Genomic DNA, 24,246 nt, shown 5'->3' on the forward strand with positions numbered 1-24,246 from the left:
TCACAAATCCCCAACCCCCAACAAAGGAAACGAAAAATGAACATCTGGAATTTTTTCAGAAGAATTCTGATACTGATCGCAAGTGCGATCGCTTTGACGGTTACGAGTTTATGGGTCGGTCAGCAGGCTTATTCCTGGTTACCACCACAAGGTGCGGCTGAATCTGTATTAATTGATAATTTAATCAGTTTTTTGGTCACCCTGGGAGCTTTTATATTTTTGGGAGTCACGGGTGTTGTTGTATACTCCCTAATCTTCCATCGTGCTGCTCCTGGTGATACTAGTGATGGACCCCCAATTGAGGGAAATCTAACTTTGGAAATTGTCTGGACAGTAATTCCAGTGATGTTGGTATTTTGGATTGCCGGTTACAGCTATCAAATTTATCAACAAATGGGAGTCCAAGGTTCGGATGAGTTGATGAAGTTACAGGTACCTGGAATTGAATCAGCCTATGCTGCAACCATGGAGTCTCCAAATCAAGCTGTTACAGATATTGATGTCACTGCTAAGCAGTGGGCTTGGATATTTCATTATCCTGAAAGAAATGTAACCAGTACCGAATTACATTTACCAGCTAATGAACACGTGCGGTTAGCTTTACAGTCAGAGGATGTGATTCATGGATTTTATATTCCTGGCTTCCGACTCAAGCAAGATATTATTCCCAACACCACAATTGACTTTGAATTTACTCCAGTACGCGAGGGTAAATATCGGTTAACTGATTCCCAATATAGCGGGACTTATTTTGCCACCATGGAAGCGAATGTAATTGTTGAATCCCCAGAAGAGTATCACAAATGGTTGAAAGCTGCGGCTAAAAATCAGCTAGTTCCGGCAAAAAATCAAGCGGCTTTGGAATACGCTCAAGCCTCTGAGTCTGGATTTCCTAATGGCTGGGCTACTGTTGTTCCCGCACAACCTCCTCTGGTTAATTATTCCGGTGGAAAGGAAGATAAACAATGACAAACATTTCCGTCGATACAGACATTAAAATTTTTGGCGAGACATCCTATTCCGAACCGCCAACACATTGGAAGGAATATTTTAGTTTCAGTACCGATCACAAAGTAATCGGTATTCAATACCTTGTCACCTCTTTTATTTTCTTTTTGGTGGGTGGTATTTTTGCGATGATTCTTCGGGGTGAATTAATGACTCCCGAAGCCGATTTAGTTAACCGTACTGTTTATAACGGTATGTTCACAATGCACGGTACAGTGATGCTGTTCTTGTGGACTTTCCCTTCTTTGGTTGGTATGGCTAACTATCTCGTTCCCCTAATGATTGGGGCGCGAGATATGGCGTTCCCTCGTCTAAATGCTGCGGCTTTTTGGATGGTACCTGTCGTCGGTGTTTTACTGATGGTTAGTTTTGCCGTTCCTGGGGGTCCAGCACAAGCAGGTTGGTGGTCCTATCCACCCGTAAGCGTGCAAAATCCGACAGGTAGCCTAATTAATGGTGAGGTTGTCTGGCTGTTGGCTGTTGCCATATCGGGAGTATCCTCGATTATGGGGGCAGTTAATTTTGTGACAACTATCGTCAAAATGCGGGCTCCAGGGATGACATTTTTCCGCATGCCGATTTTTGTCTGGGCTGTATTCAGCGCTCAAATCATCCAACTTTTTGGATTGCCTGCATTGACTGCAGGTGCGGTAATGCTACTGTTTGACCTCACTGCTGGTACTAGCTTTTTCAACCCAGCAGGTGGCGGTAATCCGGTAATGTTCCAGCACTTTTTCTGGTTCTATTCCCACCCTGCAGTTTACGTAATTATTCTGCCTATTTTTGGTATCTTTTCTGAGATATTTCCTGTCTATGCTCGTAAGCCCTTGTTTGGTTACAAAGTAGTTGCCATTTCATCTATGGTGATTGCTGGGGTAAGTGGTTTGGTGTGGGTACATCATATGTATGTCAGCGGAACCCCTGGTTGGATGCGGATGATTTTCATGCTTTCAACTATGTGCGTTTCCGTACCTACAGGGATTAAAGTATTTGCCTGGGTCGCAACTATTTGGAAGGGTAAAATCAAACTAAATACAGCCATGCTGTTCGCCTTGGGTGGATTAGTAATGTTTGTATTTGCTGGTATTACTGGGATTATGCTGTCCTCGGTACCCGTGGACGTTCATGTCAACAATACTTATTTCGTTGTCGGTCACTTTCATTACGTTCTTTACGGAACAGTAACTATGGGGATGTATGCAGCCATCTACCATTGGTTTCCAAAAATGACCGGAAGAATGTATTACGAAGGTTGGGGTAAATTACACTTTGCTTTAGCATTTATCGGTACTAACCTTAACTTTTTACCCATGCATCCATTAGGATTGCACGGTATGTTACGTCGAGTCTCTTCCTATGCTCCAGAATATACATTTTGGAATGTAGTTGCTAGCCTCGGAGCCTTTTTGTTGGGTATGTCTAGTTTGCCTTTCATTTTCAACATGATAGCTTCTTGGATGCAGGGTGAGAAAGCACCTGATAATCCTTGGCGGGCGATTGGTTTGGAATGGGAAGTTGGTTCACCACCCCCGGTAGAAAACTTTGAAGAGATTCCAGTGGTAATTTCAGAACCCTATGGTTATGGAAAATCTGAACCCTTAACACTGAAAACAGTCGAAGAAATTTCCGTATTCGCCAACGAAACATTAGAGCAAGAAGAATTTGAACCAGAAGAATTTGAATCAGAAGAATCTGATACAGAAGAATCAGAAATATTGTCAGCAGATGGACTTGAACGCGAGTAGTTTGATTGATGATTTGCTTTGATTGATGATATGTAATTGGTCGCTGGTAATTGGTAATGAACTTAATGATCTCTTTCCCAATCCCCAGTCGCCAATACCTAGTCGCCACAGGAGAATAACGAATGACAGGGTCTATAATTTCCGAAGAGTATCAACAGCCTATATATCAAACTGGTGGAGGAGAACACCACCACGATGAAGAAGCTAACAGTATGTTTGGCTTTATTGTCTTCTTACTCTCAGAAAGTATTATTTTCTTGAGTTTCTTTGTCGGATATATAGTCTACAAAACCACAGTACCTGACTGGTTACCCCCAGGAGTATCTGGACTAGAGGTTCGCGAACCTGCAATTAATACAGTGGTTCTTGTCACTAGTAGTTTTGTAATTTACTTAGCAGAACAAGAACTTGCTCGTAATAACTTGAATAAATTTCGTTTCTTTTTAGGATTGACAATGCTGATGGGAAGTTATTTTCTCATCGGACAGGGAATTGAATGGAGTAACCTTGAGTTTGGTTTTACCTCTGGGATATATGGAGGAATGTTCTACTTATTAACAGGCTTCCACGGTTTGCACGTTTTTACCGGAATTCTGCTCCAAGGAATCATGTTAACTCGTTCCTTTACTCCCGGAAACTACGATAACGGTCACTTTGGGATCAACGCAACCTCATTATTCTGGCACTTTGTTGACATTATCTGGATTGTTTTATTTGCTTTAATTTATCTGTGGCAATGATTTTGCAAAAGACAGGAAAGAAAATCGCTCTTTTTTACTCATTCCTGTCAACTTACAGTTGTTTAAAAGTGAATATATCGCTGGTAGAGACGTAGAATTCCTGCGTCTCTACAAATTTTTTGCTCTGTTTTTGTTTTTTTCATTTGCCCAGTATTTCTAGGTCAAAACTCTCCTAGGATAAGGTTTTAACAAAGTATAGAATCCAATTGCTTTTCCCCATTTCCCATTTCCTGAAATAACAATACTCTGCTATTACCACCCAATTAAGCGTCTGATTTTACGGAATTCCCCCATTGACCTTTGAAGTTGTCATAAGTCGACGAAAAAACGTACAAAACACCTTTTTACCTTCAGTGTTTTTAGGTGTGCATCTCTACTGTAAAGGTTGATATTATGACCCGCTTGTCAAACCCTATAGAAAGAATCCAAAATCATTATAAAGTAGTAGTTATTGGATCTGGATACGGTGGTGGAATTACTGCATCGCGTCTTGCTCGAGCCGGACAACAGGTTTGTATTTTAGAACGGGGTAAAGAAATCCAACCAGGTGAATTCCCGAATAATCCTAAAACGGCGTTTAAAGAAATGCAGATAGACTTGGAGGGAAAACATATTGGTCCATCTACAGGTTTATATGATTTTCGCATTAATGAAGATATAAATGTTTTTGTTGGTTGCGGTTTAGGTGGAACCTCTTTAATCAATGCGAATGTATCTTTGCGTCCCGAAGACCGAGTTTTTAGAGATAAATGCTTTCCCCAAGAATTTCGTAATGATGTTCGTACTTTACTTGCACAAGGGTATAATCGAGCAGAGGAAATGCTCAAACCTACACCCTACCCAGAAAATTATCCACCTTTAAAAAAATTAGAAGCCTTAGAAAAATCAGCACAATACTTAAATCAACCGTTTGAACGACCACCTATTAATGTTAACTTTGAAGATGGAATCAACCATGTAGGTGTAGAACAACAAGCTTGTAATTTATGCGGTGATTGTGTATCTGGTTGCAATTATAAAGCCAAGAATACTGTTGCGATGAACTATTTGCCAGATGCAAAAAATCACGGTGCAGAAATTTATACGCAAGTATCTGTGTCTTGGATTCAAAAGCAAGATAATCGTTGGTTAATTCATTATCAATTGCTTGAAAATGGAAGAGAAACATTTGATGCTCCGACAATGTTTGTTAGTGCAGATATTGTCATTTTGGCTGCTGGAGCTTTGGGTTCAACGGAAATTTTACTCCGTTCTGCATCCCATGGTTTACCTCTATCGAAGAAATTAGGTCATGGCTTTAGCGGTAACGGTGATGTACTAGCGTTTGGCTACAATAACGAGGAAGAAATTAACGGTGTAGGTTTTGGTTATTTTCCACCACAGAAAATGGAAGATGTTGGTCCTTGTATCACCGGTATTATCGATATGCGATCGCAGCCTCGTCTGGATAATAGTATAATAATTCAAGAAGGTTCGATCCCTGGTGCACTCTCGGGTTTTCTACCAAGAATGTTTGCAGCTGTTGCTCCAATATTGACCAAAGATATAGATAGTGGTCTTGTAGAATCTCTCAAAGAGAAAGGACGAGAGTTAAATTGCTTTGTTAGAGGAGCATATACAGGCGCTCTCAAAAATACTCAGACTTTCTTAGTTATGAGTCACGATGAAGCGAATGGTCGGATATTCTTATCAGAAGACAAATTAAGAATCCATTGGCAAGGAATCGGTCAAAAAACCCACTTTGAACGCGTTGACGACTATATTGGACAAGCTACCCGTGCTTTAGGTGGGACTAAGATCCATAATCCGATTTGGAGTAATTTATTTCAAAAAGATTTGATAACAGTTCATCCCTTAGGTGGATGTCCAATGGGAGAAGATGCAAGTTGTGGAGTTGTTAATCATAAAGGACAAGTATTCTCACAGACCCAAGGTAAAGAAGTTTATCAAGGATTATATGTATGTGATGGTTCAGTGATTCCCCGCTCCCTAGGTGTGAATCCCTTACTGACAATCTCTGCAATCGCCGAACGTTGTGCTGCATTAATCGCTCAAGACTACGGTTGGAAGATTAACTACAATTTACCTTCTCAGACATTTAAGAGTAAAAGCAAAAATCAGATTGCAAGTTCGTTACAGCGTCCGGGAATTAAATTTACCGAAACCATGCGTGGTTATTTTTCCACTCAAGAGAAAGAAGACTACAAAGTTGCAGCAGCAAAAGGTAAAGAAAATAATTCATCTCTGGAATTTACCCTGACAATTAGCTCCTCCGACTTAGAGCAAATGCTTAATTTAGAGAGTCACTCAGCTAAAGTGGTAGGTACTGTAATTGCTCCCGAACTCGAGCCTAAACCAATCACAGTTAGAGATGGGGATTTTCGCTTGTTTGTAGTCAATTCCAATGATTCAGTAAAAACGAAGCGAATGGAATATTTTCTCAAAGCGATCGCAGAAAGTGGAAAAATCTACAATTTAGAAGGTTACAAACTAATACATGATGACGGAGTTTTGGACCTTTGGTCGGATACAACTACCCTATATATCAGTATCTATGAATGCGACACCTTTAAGCGTTCGTTAGTGGGTAAGGGGATTTTGAATATTCATCTCCAGGACTTCCTTCGTCAGATGTCTACATTGCGAATTACTAACGCCAAAAATATCAAGCAATACTTGCAACTTACAACTCGTTTCGGAAGATTTTTTGCCGGAGAACTATTCGATATTTACGGTAAAATTTTTACTAGACCAACAGTTTTTAATCCTGATGCACCACCTCGTCAAAAACGTAAGCTACGAGTTGATGCACCTCAAATCCATTACTTTGAAGCTCGTGATGGTGCACAATTGAGACTAACCAACTATCATGGTGGAAATAAAGGTCCAGTGATGTTGGTTCATGGTTTTGGAGTATCAAGTTCGATTTTCTCCATCGATACCATTGGGACTAACTTAGTAGAATATTTATTTGAGCATGGATATGATATTTGGTTACTAGATTATCGAGTCAGTATTGAATTACCCATATCTAGCACTCAATCAAATGGTGATGATATTGCTCTCAACGATTTTCCTGCTGCTGTTGAGAAAATCAGTAATCTTACTGGAGCAAAAAGTATTCAAGTAGTCGCTCACTGCTTCGGGGCTACAACCTTTTTTATGTCAATGTTAGCAGGACTTGAAGGGGTACGTTCGGCGGTTATTTCTCAAGTCGCAACTCACATGCGATCGCCAATGATAACAAAGATAAATTCCCATTTGCGATTGCCTTCATTACTGAAAAAATTAGGTTTTAAATCCCTTACCGCCTATTCCGATCTCAAGGCTAACTGCATCAATCGAATTATCGATACAGCCTTAAAATTATATCCTGTTAAAGCTGGTAAAGTAGATACTAACCCTATTAGTCATCGCATTTCTTTCCTCTACGGACAGCTTTACAATTTAGAACAACTCAACGATGCAACATATAAGAATTTGCACGAACTGTTTGGAATCGCTAACCTCAGTACATTTGAGCATCTTGCTCTATTAGTTCGTGAATGTCACCTAGTCAGTGCTGACAGTTCGGAAATTTATGTAGGTCAATTAGAAAATTTAGCAATCCCTATAACCTTTATTCATGGAGAAGAAAATAACTGTTGGTTACCTGAAAGTACGGAGTATACTTGTAAACTATTATCTGACGTCAATGGGAAGCAATTATATAAGCGTTATGTAATTCCCAACTACGGTCACATTGATTGTATCTTTGGTAAAAATGCTGTTAATGATGTTTATCCGCTAATTCTAGAACAGTTAGAAGAAACACTTTAAGTTTTGACGCTCGTAGTTGGGCTTTAGCCCTATTAAATAGACGATAACGGTAAAGAGTATCAGTTAACGAAAAAGCTTATATCAATTTCAAAAAACTGCTACATATCAATTGTTTGAATCTGTTCCCTATTTTCTTATACCAATTTGGAAAAATAATGAGACAGATAGATTTCTGTAGAGACGTTGCATGCAACGTCTCTACCGGGGAATCTGTTGCAATGATTTATCGAACTGGTATTAGATTAAAAAAATTGTAGCAATCTTAAAAGAAATTGGTGTATGAATTAGTCGTCTACTAATCTATCATGAAAACTAATAAAACCACAGCAGGTACAAGCAAAGCAGATACAAGTAAAGCAGAAATCTTAGCTTTGTCGGAAGACATGACGCCAATTGATGGATATGTGGATTTACAAATTCCCGTTGATGTTCTCTGGGAAACCTTTAACCGTCCAAATACCTGGAATTATTGGAATAAGTGTTTTTTTTGGACTTTTAACAGCGAACTAAAACTAGGAAAGCAACTGATTTGGGTCTTTGAACCAATACGCTGGTGGTTTTTATATAAAATGCCTGCGATCGCAACCATAGTCGAACTTGAACCACAGCACAAGGTTACTTGGGAAGTAACAATCCTTCCTGGTTTTTATGCTCGTCATACTTACTATATGAAAGACTTGGGTAACGGTTACACTCGCTTTGGTTCGTGGGAAAAAGCAATGGGCTGGAATTTTCGACTCCTCAAGGGATTTTGGCTGGCTCACTTCACTTTTGTGAAGAATTTTTCCTTAGAAGGAGCAAAGCACTTAGAAAAGGTTTACTCTCAGCAGAAGTCTTTAGATTGGCGATACTTGCAATCGAAAAACAACTGGCGTTCAAAAAATAACTGGAAATTTTTCTTGTCCTTAATTTTACTTCTAGTTGTTTTAGGTAGTGGAAGTTTTGCAACTTGGTTTTACCTATCTTACGTACAACAACAAACGGTGGAAATGGCTCCCGGAGTGTACGCAGTTTTAGGTGGTGGGGGAAACTCTTTGGTAGTGGAAGATGGTAAAGAAATACTTGTGCTCGACCCCAAATTTCCTCCAGGAGCTCAAAGTTTACGTCGTTGGATTAAGCGAAATTTACCCAATAGCAACGTTACTAAAATAGTTAATACTCACTACCATTACGACCATACCCAAGGTAATATCCTCTATCCATCAGCCCAAATATTTGCCCATCGTCAAGTTCCTCCACTAATGATGCTTCGGGATGGAAACTGGTGGAAATCTCATCAGGAATATATTCCCCAAAGTGATAATTTAGTCAATAAAACCGATACATTAAAGTTAAAGAACCAAGAAATTATTCTGACATATCCAGGTATCGCCCATACCCACGGTGACCTTTGGGCTTACTTACCAAAAGAAAATATAATTGCTACAGGTGACCTTTTATTTCATACCTATTATCCATTTTTTGATTTGGGTGAAGGTGGAGTTGCAATTCCCCAAACGATAGCAGCTATTCGTGAAATAGCTCAAAAATATCCCGACGCCAAATTTCTCCCTGGTCATGGTCCCATCGCTACAGCTAGCGACTTACAACAATATGCAAATTATTTAGAATATCTGTATCAAAGTGTTGACAATGCTTACAAACAAGGATTGAGTATCGAACAAGCCAGCAACACTATAGACTTATCCCAATGGCATCGAAGAATATTACCATCATTCCATAACAATAGATTGACCTGGGCGACAGCAAAAAACAACATCCGTTGGGTGTATCAAATAGTTGAGCAAGAGCATAATACAGATTAATCTATATGGATCCCCTCTAATATCATGTCCGCTTAATTACTTATGAAAAAATATGTTTGTAGTAGCGCTTTAGCGCCAATGTTTTTCTATGACGCTAAAGCGCTACTATGAATCTTATCGCAAGTGTTTTACCGGACATGATATGACCCCCCTTGAAAAGCGGGGGAACTAGTCAAAGTCCCCTAAATTAGCGGGGGATTTAGGGGATCTTAAAATCAAATAATATTGTAAATAACTAGTTTGAAAACACCCGTTAGGCGCGAAACAATAATATCGTTTAAAGTTAAACTTAATCGCGCCGTAACGCACCATTGAGATTATTTTTGAAAGCGATTGACGAATAAAACAAAAAATGAAAATAGGTATATTGGGTGCGACTGGTGCGATCGGTCATCATACCGCTAATGCTGTTTTAGAACACGGTCACGAACTGCTAGTCATTCACCGAGCATCTTCTAATTTGGAATCAATTAAAGACCTTTCCTTTACTTCTAGAATCTTTAGCAGCAGAATCGGCGATCTAAATGATAGAGCATCTCTAGTGCAAGCATTCACTGGTTTAGATGCCATAATTAACTGTGCAGCTTACTATCCAACAAAACCGCGTTCTTTGCAAGCTGAAGTTAAAACTGCGGTTTCGCAAATGGAAAATTTCTACCAAGCTTGTTCCCAAACAGATATACAAAAAATTATTTATTTAGGAGCCGCGATCGCATTACCAAAACATCCCCAAAATTTACCTGCTACGGAAGAATTAGAGTATGTTCGTACACCACAAAATAAAAATCCCTACCTGCAAGTCAAGTGGGAAATGGATCGTTTAGCAAAACAAAAAGCTAAAAATGGCTTACCAGTAGTTATTGGTATTCCTTCCATGTGCTTTGGTGAATTTGATTATGCTCCATCCACTGGTAGATTAATTGTAGAAATCGCCAACGGTACAATTCCCGGTTATATCAGGGGTGATCGCAACGTTATTTATACAGGAGATGCGGGTAAAGGACTAATACTCGCTTGCGAAGCTGGTAAACCAGGAGAAAGATATTTATTTACTGGTACCAATATTTCAATGGATGAACTAGTCAAACTAATAGCCAAAATTGCTGGGGTTTCCCCACCCAAAATCGCCATTCCTTTACCAATAGCTAAAACGATATCTAAATTTCAAGAAACTAAATATCAACTTTTCGGTGGAAAATTACCCAAAATCAGTTCATCTGCGATCGCAGTCATGGCGTCTGGTCAATTTTTAGATGGTTCTAAAGCACAAAAAGAATTGGGTTTTCAATCAAAAGTAGATTTAAATGAGGCTATTACTCGTGCAATAAATTGGTTTCGCATAAGGAAATATATCAATTAGTTACCAATTACCCATTACCCATTACCCATTACCAATTACCCAATTACCCAATTACGCCTTACCATAAACCGGAATTACTGCACCACTAGTATCTTTAGCAATTTCTGAGCCCAAAAAACAAATAACTTCAGCTAAAGATTCTGGTTTTACCCACTTATCTGCATTTTCTGTACCCATTGCTTGTCGGTTACTGGGGGTATCAATAATGCTGGGTAAAACCACATTCGCAGTAATATTCATTTCTTTTGTTTCATCTGCGATCGCTTTGGTTAAAGCTACTACTCCAGCTTTGGCTGCACAATAAGCTGCTAATTGTCCTGCTGGTTCTACAGCACCTCTAGAACCAATAGTAACAATCCGTCCATAGTCATTTTCCAGCATTCTTCTCAAACTGTGCTTGCAAACTAGGAAAGTAGTATTTAAGTTTAAATCAAAATCTTGTTTCCAACGGTCAAATTCATATTCATTAACCTTACCCATTGAGAAACCCCCAACCAAATGGATCAGTACATCCACTCGTTCCATACTATTAATTAAATTTTCTACCGATTTTTCTTGGGTTAGGTCGGTTTCAATGAATTTGATTCGAGCAAAGTCTGCAGGTGGAATTAAACTTTTGAGATTTTCGACTTCTTTTGCACTGCGGTAAGGTATGGTGACTTCTGCACCTTTGGAAAGAACTACCGGTGTAACACCGCGACCAAGTCCACCAGTCCCACCAGTTAGTAAAACTTGTTTACCTTTCATAATTTTTTTCTATACATAGATTTTCTAATTGAGGTATCCCAACATAAGCAAATATAATTAGTGTCTGTTAGGAAATACTTGGAAAGTTACAAAAATACTTAGAGTTTTTCTTCAAATCTTACGGGAGTGAAAAGTAAAAAATAATTTATGCCCATATATGTGAAGAATTCTAAATTGGGTTTTTGATATTTTTATGTTAAAAATAAAGTCTTCCAAACAACCTTTGAATACAGGAGAAATTAAACGATAAATAGAAATAACCTTTTATATCCATAAGAATAATTTTGCCCACTAAAATCTGTACGATAACTTAAGGTTTAAACATAAATAGATATTTAAACTTAAAGTTTAGAGATTAAGTTCAAAAAAGTTAATAATGATGTCTTAACTTAACGATAGTGGAACGATATTAACATCTCTCGGTCACAAAAGAATATGAATCAAGAAAAAATACCACTATCAGGAATTTGGGATAGTAATGAATTGTGGTGGCTGCGAGGATTCAAGTTACCTACTTTATCTTGGTCGAAACCGATAGTAAAATACATGGGGCTACCAACAGTTCTTGTGGATAATCTACAAGTATGGAAATCTATTTATCCCAGTATTGAATTTGAGTATCACAGACGAACTAAAACTAAACAACCAGAGCTTGAAATATTTCAAGGAATTAATAAACCTTTACCTTGGCAAAAAGTAGTTAAGTTGGCGTTACAAGAATTAGCGACTCTTCTGGGGCATAATGTTGCTGTTGAGTTCGAACATTGGGTTATCAGACACTTTTTATACAAGGAAATTCATTGGTCGATGAATGCTTGGTCCTATGTTTTAGATCGAGCTTGTCAAAACTTTGATTATGATGAAAAACGAGTGGCTCCACCGGCAATTTTGACAATTATTCTTCCAGAAATTAAAAATCTGGTTATTTATAAAAATATAGAAGAACTGAGAGAAATTGTAAGACGTATTTCTCCTCCTCCCGTTGGTGAAGATAAACCCCTGGGTATATGCAGCGATGCTTTATGGATTCAAGATATTGTTGAAGATGAGTCTATTATTAAAGCATTAAAAATTATTGCGAGTAAAACCAGCCCTCAAGAACGTAAAGAAATTGTTAAATGGGCAGAACTTCAAGCAAAAAAGCTAAGTATGGGAACAAGTTTAATTAATCCAGAAGATTTGAAAGGAGATAAATATTTACGGGTTGAGCCACCTTTATTCGACTTTCCTTCCATACTAGATGCTTCTCTTTTAGAAGATACAAATTTTACAATTTAACTTTAGCTTTCGCGCTTCAGCGATCCCAAATATTAGGATTGCGTATTTGGTTTAGGACATTTTTTGTTATTCGTATCCTGTCTAGTGTTCCCTATTTCCCTGTTGCTAGAAGCAACAATTATGTTCTAATATTTCTTAGCTGTTCTGTGTTTTTTGTTCCCTGTTCCCTGTTCCCTTTTAAGAAAACAAATTTTTTCTCATAATTTCTATTACCTTTTTGATATTCTTTTCTAATTTCTTCAACAAACCAATCAGGTGTTAGTACTTGGGCGTTGGAACCATAGCGTAAAATCCTTTGACGAAACCAGAAGGGATAGTCTTGTTCAGCAACAATTTCAACAAATCTGGCGTTTAAATCGCGTTTGATTACTGTCTCATTTGGTCTGCGGGTCTGATAATTTGCTAAACTTCCGCTCAGACGATAAGTAATATCAATTTTTGCAAAGTCACAAGAAACCCAATGAACATCACTTGAAGCGCCAACATTAATAATTTTATCAATCCGAAAGATACGATTTTGGTCTACATTGGGAAACTCTGTAAACCGCCAAGAATTCCAGTCAGGTACAAAAGCAAACAAATAAAGGCTACCATCATGCAATCTTAATTCCGAGCGATCGATATCCCAATTACGCTCTTTCCCTTTACTGCTTTGATACCGAATTGTATAACGTTTTTGTTGTTCGATTCTTTCTTGGATTTTAGTGACAGTATCTTCTAGTTGGCGATCGCTATAGTCTGCGGGAGGACTAAAATCTACTTTGAGATGGGGTGGTATGTCGCTTTTTTTGATGTCCCCAATGCGCAAAATTTGGGTAGCTTGAGCGGAAAAACCCATATCGGTTAAAAAATAAGCTGCTAATGCTAGAGCTTCTCGCTGTTTGGGGGAAAGAATTACCGGAAAGTTTGCATCTATCAATTGGTAGGGGTGATGGGGTGCGCTTTTAATTTCTATTCCGCAGTCTCTGAGTTTGCGAACTGTTCGAGTTAGTTTTTGAGGTGTATCACCATCAGATTTACCATGATTTTCTAGAAAGCCAGAAAGTAATTGGGATAGGTCTTCTCTTGTTCGTGGTTTTTCGGCTAATAGTTTCAGAATTTCTAGAGCAAAACCTATTTGGTTGTAGTTTTTAGTTTTTTTCGCATGCATGTTTTTCAATCCCGTAAGACAGAATTCATGAATTGAAAGATGATTTAAAACTGTTTTATAACCAAATAATTATTGTTTCAAGTCCATAAAGAAGGATTTTTTAATCTTAAAGAAGGAAAGAAATATCTCTTAATTTTTATTATTCTTTGTTTCACCCGCAAGCGGGATTAAGTAAGTTGAAAGTCCGACCAAATAGGGGTATTAGGTTTAATTCTATTTTGGTTTCAATCCCGCAAGCGGGATTAAGTAAGTTGAAAGTAGACTGACCAGTTAATTCAAAATTAAGTCTAAGGTTTCAATCCCGCAAGCGGGATTAAGTAAGTTGAAAGAGCAGCTACCTTAACTTTGTTAGCGTTTGCTGCACGTTTCAATCCCGCAAGCGGGATTAAGTAAGTTGAAAGGATGATTACCAAGAATTAAGAACACCAGACAGTTTGTTTCAATCCCGCAAGCGGGATTAAGTAAGTTGAAAGGGAAATATTGAATCATCTGCCGCCGAAGTTCAGCTGGTGTTTCAATCCCGCAAGCGGGATTAAGTAAGTTGAAAGAATTACGCTGAACAAGTTAAATAAGTCCCGTTTACCGTTTCAATCCCGCAAGCGGGATTAAGTAAGTTGAAAGAATTAAAACGCGCTGCTAAGGTGGTGTTGCATCATGTTTCAATCCCGCAAGCGGGATTAAGTAAGTTGAAAGTAACGTCAATCAACAACACAAAAACCTTGATTAAGAGTTTCAATCCCGCAAGCGGGATTAAGTAAGTTGAAAGCGGGGATTAAAAGAACAACGCAATTTTGATGTTGCGTTTCAATCCCGCAAGCGGGATTAAGTAAGTTGAAAGAAAGGATGGAACTAGAGAAAAACCTAGTGCTGCCGTGTTTCAATCCCGCAAGCGGGATTAAGTAAGTTGAAAGACTTGATCAAAAAAAATTTCAAATTCGTTATTCTTCCGTTTCAATCCCGCAAGCGGGATTAAGTAAGTTGAAAGCTAGAAATTATGCTTTCCTAAAGTGTGTAAGAGAAGGTTTCAATCCCGCAAGCGGGATTAAGTAAGTTGAAAGAGCCAAGAGTTTTTATGATGCTGGGTTTTATACATTTGTTTCAATCCCGCAAGCGGGATTAAGTAAGTTGAAAGCCGTATGGGCATTCCGTCCTAGCTTTCTAGTTAACGTTTCAATCCCGCAAGCGGGATTAAGTAAGTTGAAAGCCTTCGCAAAAAGGGCAAACCTTTCTTACTATTAAAGTTTCAATCCCGCAAGCGGGATTAAGTAAGTTGAAAGGTGTAAGTAATTTCTTAAGTAACCCGTCGTTCAGCATGTTTCAATCCCGCAAGCGGGATTAAGTAAGTTGAAAGTTATCCGTGCTGCATTAGAAACAGATGGTATTCCCCCGTTTCAATCCCGCAAGCGGGATTAAGTAAGTTGAAAGTATCTAAAACCTAAATTCACAAATAATTTGAAGCGGTTTCAATCCCGCAAGCGGGATTAAGTAAGTTGAAAGAATACTAAGCCCAAGAAAAAGAAAGCTCCCAAGACGTTTCAATCCCGCAAGCGGGATTAAGTAAGTTGAAAGAAAAAGTATTCCAACTCATGCAAGATTCAAAAGATTGTTTCAATCCCGCAAGCGGGATTAAGTAAGTTGAAAGTTGGACAATCAAAAATTATCCCATGATGAAGCAGAGGCAAGTTTCAATCCCGCAAGCGGGATTAAGTAAGTTGAAAGTGTATAGAGGTCGTGGTTATATGGAAGCTAGCAATGGTTTCAATCCCGCAAGCGGGATTAAGTAAGTTGAAAGTGTTATCAATTTCCAAACAACTCAGCTCCAGGCAAGTTTCAATCCCGCAAGCGGGATTAAGTAAGTTGAAAGTCATATGATCGGAGATATTCTTATCCCTGATTTCTGGTTTCAATCCCGCAAGCGGGATTAAGTAAGTTGAAAGTCCGCCATCCAGAACCCAATAAAATAGCTATTTCCACAACCGATTTTGTCGGGGGAATTTAAAATTCCCATTTTAGCGATTGAGAAAATATGAAACATCAAGTAACGAAACTCTGAAAATATTGAATTGTCAAGGTTCTGGCGTTTTGTCGGGACCCCAGGGTTTTCGCCCTCGCTTTCCCCCGTCAAATTTACGCTTCCTGTATAAGATACAGCCCTTACTTGAAATTGTCGATTACAAAAATTCATTTTTTTATTTTAAATCTTATCAAAGCTTTGCTACAAGGGCAGTTCGAGACTATGTAACAGAATTTATACCAACAATAAACCAGTTGTTATCATTTTTTGACTAGGACTTTTTTGCAATCAGCATTATCTTGGACTCAATCGAAATTTTTACAAACCATGAAATTGAAATAACTATGAAATCTAAAACTTCGTGACACAAAAAATTTGAATTGAAATTTCAAACATTCTGAGCAAACATGGTGAAACTTCAAATACAACCACTCTACTCCCAACTTAATCCGGGATTGGGGAATTGTCCTCTTGGCTGCAAACACCAATGTCAAGTATATCAGAAAGCCCCCAATCTTAAACCTCCTGTAGGTAGTACTTGTCCTTTATCTTCCCATCAAGCCCAAACTTGTGCGGAAGTCATGCATGGTGATGCAGACATTATATTTAATACTTCTGCAACTGGGGATGGTAAATCTTTAGGTGCAAATTTACCAACATTACTTGATGATAATTTTCGCATCATGGGGTTATATCCCACCATTGAATTAGTTGAAGACCAAGCCGAACAACAAAAAGGTTATCATCAATTATTTGGTTTAGATCCGACCCTAAGAGTTGATCGTATTTATGGCGCAGATTTAAGCCGAAGAGTAAAACAAGCAGAAGAAAGTAACAAATTTCAAGAGTTATTATTGGCGATTCAACAAAAACCAGTTTTACTTACCAATCCCGACATTTTTCACTATATTACCCACTACCAATATCGAGATTCGGCATATGGAAATGATTTATTACCGTTGATATTAGCAGAATGGCCAGACTTATGGGTGTTTGATGAGTTCCATATTTTTGGGTCACATCAAGAAACAGCAGCCTTAAATAGTATGACATTAATTCGTCGTACCCAAGAACACACATCACGTCCTCGGAGATTTTTATTTACTTCTGCAACTCCCAAACCAGATTTTATTACACAGTTGCAGCAAACAGGTTTCAAAATTGCAACAGTGGAAGGAGTATACACAAATCAAGCAGCTCCAGGTTATCGTCAAATTCTCCAAGCAGTAGAATTAGAATTTGTAATTTTGAAAGATACCGATACCTCACAATGGTTAGAGGAAATCGTTCCCCAAATTCGAAAGATATTGGATAGAGAAAAACGAGGTCGGGGACTAATTATCGTTAATTCGGTTGCTAAAGCTGGTTTGATAACTCATCAACTCGAAGAATTATTACCCAATGTAATAGTAAGAGAAGTTAGCGGAAGGGTAGATCGTCAAGAAAGAAAACAAACAAAAGAAGAATTAAAGAATTCCGAACAACCTGTTTTAGTAGTGGGAACATCAGCAGTAGATGTGGGAGTTGATTTTCGGATTCATCTATTGATATTTGAGAGTAGTGATTCCGCAACAGTGATTCAACGTTTAGGACGTTTGGGAAGACATTCTGGATTCTCTTTATATAAAGCCTTTATTTTAATTCCTGGTTATACACCTTGGGTTATGTCCCGTTTGCAAGAAAAACTTGAAACCCTAGTTGATTCTCAAGATTCTCGAAATTCTCACAGTTCTCAAAACTCTCAAGATTCTCAAAAAACTATTGATCGTAGTCAATTAAACGATGTCATTAAAGATGCTTTTGATTCTCCTAAAGAATTCGAGGAATATCGCAAACGTTGGGGTGGATTACAAGCACAGGGGATGCTTTGGCGTATGAGTCGGGAAAACGCTAAAGTAAGTAAATCTATTCGCGATCGCATTACAGAAGACTTGCAAAATATCTGTTCGCAGAACTTAGAATCTCTAAGTAAGCAATGGTATGGAATGGGAAATAGCGATATAGGTAAAGCAACTCAAGAAGAACTTCTACGTTTTCGGGGTAGTTCGACTCTACAAGCAGGTGTTTGGGATCGTTCTTATCGCTTTTATACCTATGATTTACTCAAACTTTTACCTTATGCATTTGTAGAAGTTACAGATAGAGATACTTTCTTAGAAGCAGCATCAAATGCAAATCATGGTGAAGAAGAATTTCCCAAAAATTATATTCGAGTCTACTTCCAGATTGAGGGATGGGTAGACAAACGCTTTGATTTAACTCTGCATTGTAATCGTAAAAGTAACGAACTTAAATATTGTCAATTAATTTTAATAGATAAATTAAGCCTTGTGGGACATCCCCAATCTGAGGTTATTAACTGCTTACAAAAACAGAAAATCCTCGCTTTTCTAGTTCCGGTTGCGAAAAAACCCAGTAATAGTCATTGGGATGTAAGTAAAACTCTGCGACTCAGTCCATTATTTGGTTTATATCGTCTAACTGACGCTGACGAACAAGCTTATGCTTGCGCTTTTAATCAGGATGCATTGCTTTTAGAAGCATGCAAATGGAGATTGAAAAAATTCACCCGTAACCGATTTGAGTCGTCAATATTTTAATTATCCCAGTAATTTTAAAGAAAATAGAATACTTATGTCCTATGGACACGCTTTGCTAATGACTTGCGCGTAGCGCTCAATCACCATGAGAACCCTATTACAAACTCTACTCCTCCAAACCTTAAGTACAGATACCGATCCAATTCTGCGTTCCTACATCGAAACTGTATTACCAGCTTTAGAAAGAGAATTTTCCCTCGCAACAGCTTTAGGAGGTTCAGAAACAGCACACTATCAAGTTTTATCTTTACTTGGTGACCAATACGCAAAAGATAAAGCACAAAAATGGTCTCAAAGCTCTGACCAAAGTTTGATGGTTCATGTCCTCAATGCTTTGCTTACATCTTGGAATTTAATTCCCCATTTAAATTCTGTAAATCTAAATTCTGCAAATCTAAATTCTGCAAATCTAAATCCTGCAAATCTAAATCCTGCAAATTCTCTTTCAGAGATTGAAAAAAGATTGCTATGTTTGGGAATTACCTTGCATGATTATGACAAACACTGTCGCTCTCAAGTAATTCAACCTCCCTCATCAGATAATATTCCCAAAATTCTTAAAATCTGTGAAGAATTGGGGGAAAAACTAAACTTTAGTTTGTTTTGGTCGGAATGGCGAAACTACCTGTTAGACATTGCTTTTTTAGCCCAAAATACTCAATTTAAACATGGAACAAATATCATTCCTGCGAATTGGTTAACAAGCGGATATAAATTTGCAATTAATGACTCTCGTCGTTTGACTTCACCATTACGTCACCTGTTAGCTTTCGGTGATATTGCAGTTCATTTAACCGATCCGGGAGACATTGATACTGAAACAGGAGGTGATAGACTGCGGGAGCATTTACGTTTTTTAAATATCAATAAAAAACTTGTTTATCATCGCTTGAGAGATACTGTAGGAATTCTCACCAATGGGATTCATAATGCTACCATTCAATTTGCTAAAGAGTTAGACTGGGAACCAATTTTATTTTTCGCTCAAGGAGTAGTTTATCTTGCTCCTAATGATAATCAGACTCCCGACAATGTAGAGCTACAAGAATTTATATATTCCCAAATAAGTGGTTTATTGAGTAGCAAAATGTTACGAGGAGAGGTTGGATTTAAACGAGATGGTAAAGGTTTAAAAGCCGCTCCACAAACATTAGAATTATTAACAGCAGCGGAAATTATTCGAGAACTTCCCCTTATTATCGCTGTAAAAGTCGCGAATCAGAAAGACCCAGCGACCCCCAAGCGCTTAGCAAAATTATCTTTGACCGAATCCGAACAAAAATTTTTAGCAAAAGGAGCAGATTTCCGCGCTGATCGCATTGCTGAATTTATTTTATTTGCGGAAAAGGAACTTTTACGGAAATCTCCTAAATATATTACTTGGATTCTCGATAATTTAAAACTAACCAATAAAATTTTACCCGAACAGACACAATTAGAAAAGGGTGGAGTAAACTATGGCTGGTACCAAGCTGCAGCATATTACATAGCAGAGAATTCTGCGTTAATACCGGAAGAAATTACAGATAAATTATTAGAAATAGCGGAAAAATTAGCCGAATGGGCAGAAAATAATGATTTATTAGCTCAACATCATAATGTAACAAAAGAGGTACTGCAAGAGTATCTCAGCAAATATTTAGAAGTAAAGGGATGGGAAAGCGAAGAATCATCATTTTTGAGTGAATTAGCAGGATATACAATTGCAAAAACAAAAGTAGCGAAACAACCAATTTGCTCTCTCAGTTCTGGAGAATTCATTTCAGAAGACCAAATGGATTCAGTTGTGCTCTTTAAACCTCAACAATATAGTAATAAAAATTCCTTAGGTGGTGGGAAAATCAAACGAGGAATTTCCAAAATTTGGTCCTTAGAAATGCTCTTGCGTCAAGCATTATGGGGTGTACCAGCAGGAAAACTAGAAGAACAGCAACCAATATATTTATATATATTTCCAGCATATGTTTATTCACCACAAACTGCTACTGCAATCAAACTTTTGGTCAATAATATAAAGCGATTAAATATGAGGGAAATTTGTAAACAATGGGTAAGTTCGGGAATGAGTAATGATGGGCTACAAAATTTAAATTGGTTATTAGATGATGAAATAGAATCTGGACGCTATCACAAAAACCAACAAAAAGATAAATATGCAGGGGAAGATTTGCCATTTATGGCGATGACTTACACTAAAACACTTGATAAAACACTCACCGATGCATGGGTAAAACCAGCTTTTTTAGCTATAACATTACCAATATTATTAGGTGTAAAAGTAGTTGCTACCAGTAGCTCATTTCCTCTATACAAAAATGATAGTGACTTTAAAGAATCCGTTATTCTTGATGGTCCTGCAGGTTTTTGGAATTTACTTGGTTTATCAACATCTTTACGAATTCAAGACTTACAAAAAGCAATTCAAAAACTATTAATAGCTTACAGTTTGAATTTAGATACTCGCAGTTCGTCAAAAGATCCAAAATGGCGAGATTTAATTAAAACAGTGAGAGAAATAACCACCAATGTACTCAATATATTTGCTTTAGCGAATCAAGGATTGCGACGTAATGATTCAAAACGAAATCCCACATCAGAAGAAATTCAACGTTATTGGAAATATGCTCAAATCTGGGTAGGAAATGACGACAATAATCATGAATCATGTAGAGACATTCCATGGAACGTCTCTACCGAGGATATTTCACAAACAAATAATACTTACCAAAATAAAAGTGGAGGAAAATATTTAATGCAGCTAATGACAAAATTAGTCAAACAATACAGAACTTTCTATCAAGTAAAATTAGGCGAATCAAGCCATACAATATTACTTCCCCTATCAAAAGCCTTAGAAGTAATATTAAGCGTTCCTCAACAAATTGATTGCGAAGACATTATTTTACAAGGAGCGGGACAACTCAAAGATGCTTTAGAACGTCAAGAAGTATATAAACGTCCCTTAATTGCAGATAAATCTATCGACTACACCACTAGACAAGCACAAGAAATCGCAGCTATTCATACCTTTATGACAACCTGCGTCAAAGAATTATTTCTTCAACTTTACCAAGGCGATCGCGCATTGCTCCAAGAAAACCGCAATCGTATCAAGTCAGGTGTTGAATTTGCTTATCGACGCTTAGCTTTACAAGAAAAATCCCCCTCGATTAATTCCGACTGCTCGTAGAGACGTTCTATAGAACGTCTCTACAGAATCTGAAAAATTTAGCAACCTAAAGGAGAAAAATCATGACCATATTAGAAAACCTCAAACCCAAATTTGCAAATGCTTTTCCCCGTTTAGCATCAGGGAATTATATTCACTTTATAATGCTCCGTCACAGTCAATCTTTCCCCGTATTCCAAACCGACGGAATTCTCAACACCGCACGTACCCAAGCTGGATTAGAAAATAACGAACAAATCAGCCGTTTGGTAATGTTCAAACGCAAACAAACAACACCAGAACGTCTCGCAGGAAGAGAATTACTACGTTCTTTGAATATCACCACCCCCGATTCTGGAAATAAAGATAAATATTGCGAATATAACAGCAAAGATGCTTGTAAGAAATGTCCCGATTGTATTATCTACGGTTTTGCAATTGGTGATAGTGGTTCGGAACGCTCCAAAGTTTACTCCGACTCAGCATTTTCTTTAACTTCCTACGAGCGATCGCACCGTAGTTTTACCTTTAATGCACCCTTTGAAGGTGGAACAATGAGTGAAGGTGGAGAAATGCGCAGTTCAATCAACGAATTGGATCATGTTTTACCAGAAATAACTTTTCCAACGGTAGAGACATTGCGAGATTGCACTTACGAAGGTTTTCTTTATGTTTTGGGTAACTTACTGCGAACCAGACGTTATGGAGCACAAGAATCTCGTACCGGAACAATGAAAAATTATCTAGTGGGAATTGTATTTTGTGACGGGGAAATTTTTAGTAATTTACATTTTACCCAAGCCCTTTATGATGCATTAAAAAGTGATATTAATGCTCCCATTGGCGATATTTTAATTCAAGCTAACAGCGTAGCAAATAATTTACTCAATGATGAACCAGTGCGTAAAACTAATCTGATATTTGGTTCCGAATTAGAAGAGTTAATTGGTGAAGTTAATGCAATTTATCAAGATGAAGAAAAACTTGTAGAAACAATTACAAAACTTTCCGAACAAACCAAAACTTATGCATCTTCATTTGGAGCGTTGAAGAAGAAAGCGAGAAAGAAATGAGTAATGAGTAATAAGTAATGAGTAACGAGTAATGAGTTACTTGTTGGTTAAATCTATTAGTCATCAACTGATAACTGATAACTGATAACTGATAACTGATAACTGATAACTGATAACTGATTTATGCCTTTATATCACTGTCTTTTAACCCTGCACGATAATGTATTTTTCGCAACTAGAGAAATGGGGATTCTCTATGAGACAGAAAAATATTTACATAATTGGGCGTTAAGTTTTGCATTATTTAATGTTGATTATATTCCCCATTCCTATCGCCTTTATGGAGAAAAAGCACAAAAACCAACTTATTTAGACGATAAATCAGAGCAAAATTTATTACATCTAAATCAAGCCAAAATTTACGTTTTTCCAGCACAACCGATAGTCTGGTCTTATCAAGTCAATACTTTTAAAGCTGCTCAGGTTGCATATTATGGAAAATCAAAACAATTTGGAGATAAAGGAGCCGATAAAAATTATCCCATTAATTATGGCAGAGCTAAAGAATTAGCAGTTGGTAGTAAATATCGTACCTATATTATTGCACCCGAGCGCATTACAATTCCTCAATGGATTCGTTTAGGTAAATGGTCAGCAAAAGTTAAGGTCGAAAGCATAAAAATACCTGATTCTGTGATCAAAAAATCTTCAGGTGATTATACTTGTTCCCATCCTTTAAATCCTCTAGATTTATCTAATGATACTGATTTAATTCTATACAATCGAATTGTAATGCCACCTGTAAGTTTAATAAGTCAAGCAAGACTTTCAGGAGAATATTTTCAATCTATTGATAATCAGGAATGGCAAAATTTAAAAAGAGCAAATCCTCAATTACCAAATCAATTCCGTTTACCGAGGGGAACCTTATATGGAGCAAAAAATCTCATCGCAGCCTGATAAATCTTCAAATTTGCATTCATTAGTAGTAGAATTAGCAGCTGCAGAAAGAGGTAAATTTTCACCAACTCTTTCCAGAGCACTCCATGCTTTGGTATTGCGATGGTTGCATCTTGGTTCTCCGGAAGTTGCAGAATTTGTTCATAATACCCAGACCTCCCCCATTGGTATATCAAGATTACTAGGTAATCGTCGCCCTAAAGGAACTCAACCGGGAGATATATTTTATTTCCGAATTAGTCTTTTAGATGGTAATTTAATTGCACCTTTATTAAAAGGTTTAGAACAACAGGAAAGACAACCGGTAATTCTGGCAAAATTTTCCTTCATAATTCGGAATATCTACACCTTACCGGGAACTCATACTCTAGTAGAAGCAACTAATTATGGTGCGATATCTAAAAACTCCAATTCTACAGATATTCAACTAACCTTTTTCTCACCTACAAGTTTCAAACAACTTCAAAATATCCAAACATTTCCTTTACCCGAATTAGTGTTTAATTCCTTGCATAGACGTTGGAATCACTTTGCACCAAACGAGTACAAATTTCCTTCTGTGGAATGGATGGGATTAGTATCTGCTTACGAACTCAAAACCCACGCACTCAGAATGGAAGGTGGTGCAGAAATTGGCGCTCAAGGTTGGGTTCGTTATCGCTTTCGGGATGAGGAACAAGCCAAAATAGCTTCAGTTCTCGCTCATTTCGCTTTCTTCTCAGGAGTAGGACGGAAAACCTCAATGGGAATGGGACAGACGAGGATTGGGGGTTAGGGATTGGCGATTGGGATTCAATACAAACAGCAAAATAAAAACTAGTATATAGAATGGTGTGAG

General features: G+C 37.7%; 14 protein-coding genes and 1 CRISPR repeat array. Of the genes, 12 read left to right on the plus strand and 2 right to left on the minus strand.

What is annotated here, in order from left to right:
* The first annotated feature begins 36 nt into the window (after positions 1 to 36).
* The 6 genes from BC008_RS19290 to BC008_RS19315 all read left to right on the plus strand — a co-directional run bounded on the left by BC008_RS19290 (position 37) and on the right by BC008_RS19315 (position 10,477).
* Positions 37 to 969, plus strand: coding sequence for a cytochrome c oxidase subunit II (locus BC008_RS19290; protein ID WP_027844490.1), 933 nt, complete (start codon positions 37 to 39; stop codon positions 967 to 969).
* Positions 966 to 2,753 (plus strand): cytochrome c oxidase subunit I, encoded by a 1,788-nt coding sequence (locus tag BC008_RS19295; protein WP_082650579.1) that lies wholly within the window; start codon positions 966 to 968, stop codon positions 2,751 to 2,753. Before BC008_RS19290 ends, BC008_RS19295 begins: the two co-directional genes overlap by 4 nt.
* A 122-nt stretch (positions 2,754 to 2,875) precedes the next feature.
* Entirely contained in the window at positions 2,876 to 3,493 is a 618-nt protein-coding gene (locus BC008_RS19300) for a cytochrome c oxidase subunit 3 (RefSeq protein ID WP_027844491.1), read from the plus strand.
* Positions 3,494 to 3,886: 393 nt separating this feature from the next.
* On the plus strand, positions 3,887 to 7,312 hold the full coding sequence (locus BC008_RS19305; protein ID WP_027844492.1) for an alpha/beta fold hydrolase: 3,426 nt from the start codon (positions 3,887 to 3,889) through the stop codon (positions 7,310 to 7,312).
* 305 nt (positions 7,313 to 7,617) lie between these two features.
* Complete coding sequence (locus BC008_RS19310; RefSeq protein ID WP_027847018.1) at positions 7,618 to 9,117, plus strand: MBL fold metallo-hydrolase; 1,500 nt, start codon at positions 7,618 to 7,620, stop codon at positions 9,115 to 9,117.
* 352 nt (positions 9,118 to 9,469) lie between these two features.
* A complete protein-coding gene (locus BC008_RS19315) occupies positions 9,470 to 10,477 on the plus strand; it encodes an NAD-dependent epimerase/dehydratase family protein (RefSeq protein ID WP_027847070.1) in 1,008 nt (335 codons plus the stop codon).
* A 51-nt stretch (positions 10,478 to 10,528) separates the two neighbouring features.
* Here BC008_RS19315 and fabG read toward each other — a convergent pair whose 3' ends face one another.
* On the minus strand, positions 10,529 to 11,224 hold the full coding sequence (gene fabG / locus BC008_RS19320; protein ID WP_027846748.1) for a 3-oxoacyl-ACP reductase FabG: 696 nt from the start codon (positions 11,222 to 11,224) through the stop codon (positions 10,529 to 10,531).
* A 435-nt stretch (positions 11,225 to 11,659) separates the two neighbouring features.
* Between fabG and BC008_RS19325 the strand changes: the two genes are divergently transcribed.
* Positions 11,660 to 12,502: a hypothetical protein gene (locus BC008_RS19325; RefSeq protein ID WP_027846749.1), complete on the plus strand. Its 843-nt coding sequence runs from the start codon at positions 11,660 to 11,662 to the stop codon at positions 12,500 to 12,502.
* 118 nt (positions 12,503 to 12,620) lie between these two features.
* Here BC008_RS19325 and BC008_RS19330 read toward each other — a convergent pair whose 3' ends face one another.
* The gene (locus BC008_RS19330) at positions 12,621 to 13,652 is read right to left on the minus strand and encodes a helix-turn-helix transcriptional regulator (RefSeq protein WP_063800783.1); all 1,032 of its coding nucleotides are present in this window, start codon (positions 13,650 to 13,652) and stop codon (positions 12,621 to 12,623) included.
* 146 nt (positions 13,653 to 13,798) lie between these two features.
* Positions 13,799 to 15,589: a CRISPR direct-repeat array (repeat unit 37 nt; unit sequence GTTTCAATCCCGCAAGCGGGATTAAGTAAGTTGAAAG).
* A 484-nt stretch (positions 15,590 to 16,073) separates the two neighbouring features.
* On the opposite strand from BC008_RS19330, the gene cas3 reads away from it, so the two are divergent.
* The 5 genes from cas3 (at position 16,074) to cas6 (ending at position 24,183) form a co-directional block, all read left to right on the plus strand.
* Entirely contained in the window at positions 16,074 to 18,266 is a 2,193-nt protein-coding gene (gene cas3, locus BC008_RS19335) for a type I-D CRISPR-associated helicase Cas3' (protein ID WP_235595890.1), read from the plus strand.
* 85 nt (positions 18,267 to 18,351) lie between these two features.
* A complete protein-coding gene (cas10d, locus tag BC008_RS19340; RefSeq protein WP_036267899.1) occupies positions 18,352 to 21,456 on the plus strand; it encodes a type I-D CRISPR-associated protein Cas10d/Csc3 in 3,105 nt (1,034 codons plus the stop codon).
* Between the two features lie 62 nt (positions 21,457 to 21,518).
* On the plus strand, positions 21,519 to 22,508 hold the full coding sequence (gene cas7d, locus BC008_RS19345; protein WP_027846023.1) for a type I-D CRISPR-associated protein Cas7/Csc2: 990 nt from the start codon (positions 21,519 to 21,521) through the stop codon (positions 22,506 to 22,508).
* 123 nt (positions 22,509 to 22,631) lie between these two features.
* Positions 22,632 to 23,408 carry a type I-D CRISPR-associated protein Cas5/Csc1 gene (gene cas5d, locus BC008_RS19350; RefSeq protein ID WP_027843932.1) on the plus strand — a complete coding sequence of 259 codons (777 nt, stop codon included), beginning with the start codon at positions 22,632 to 22,634 and terminating at the stop codon, positions 23,406 to 23,408.
* Positions 23,380 to 24,183, plus strand: coding sequence for a CRISPR-associated endoribonuclease Cas6 (cas6, locus tag BC008_RS19355; protein ID WP_027843931.1), 804 nt, complete (start codon positions 23,380 to 23,382; stop codon positions 24,181 to 24,183). The genes cas5d and cas6 overlap by 29 nt, the downstream gene beginning before the upstream one ends.
* The last annotated feature ends 63 nt before the right edge of the window (positions 24,184 to 24,246 follow it).

It is taken from the genome of Mastigocoleus testarum BC008 (genome assembly GCF_001456025.1).
Classification (GTDB): domain Bacteria; phylum Cyanobacteriota; class Cyanobacteriia; order Cyanobacteriales; family Nostocaceae; genus Mastigocoleus; species Mastigocoleus testarum.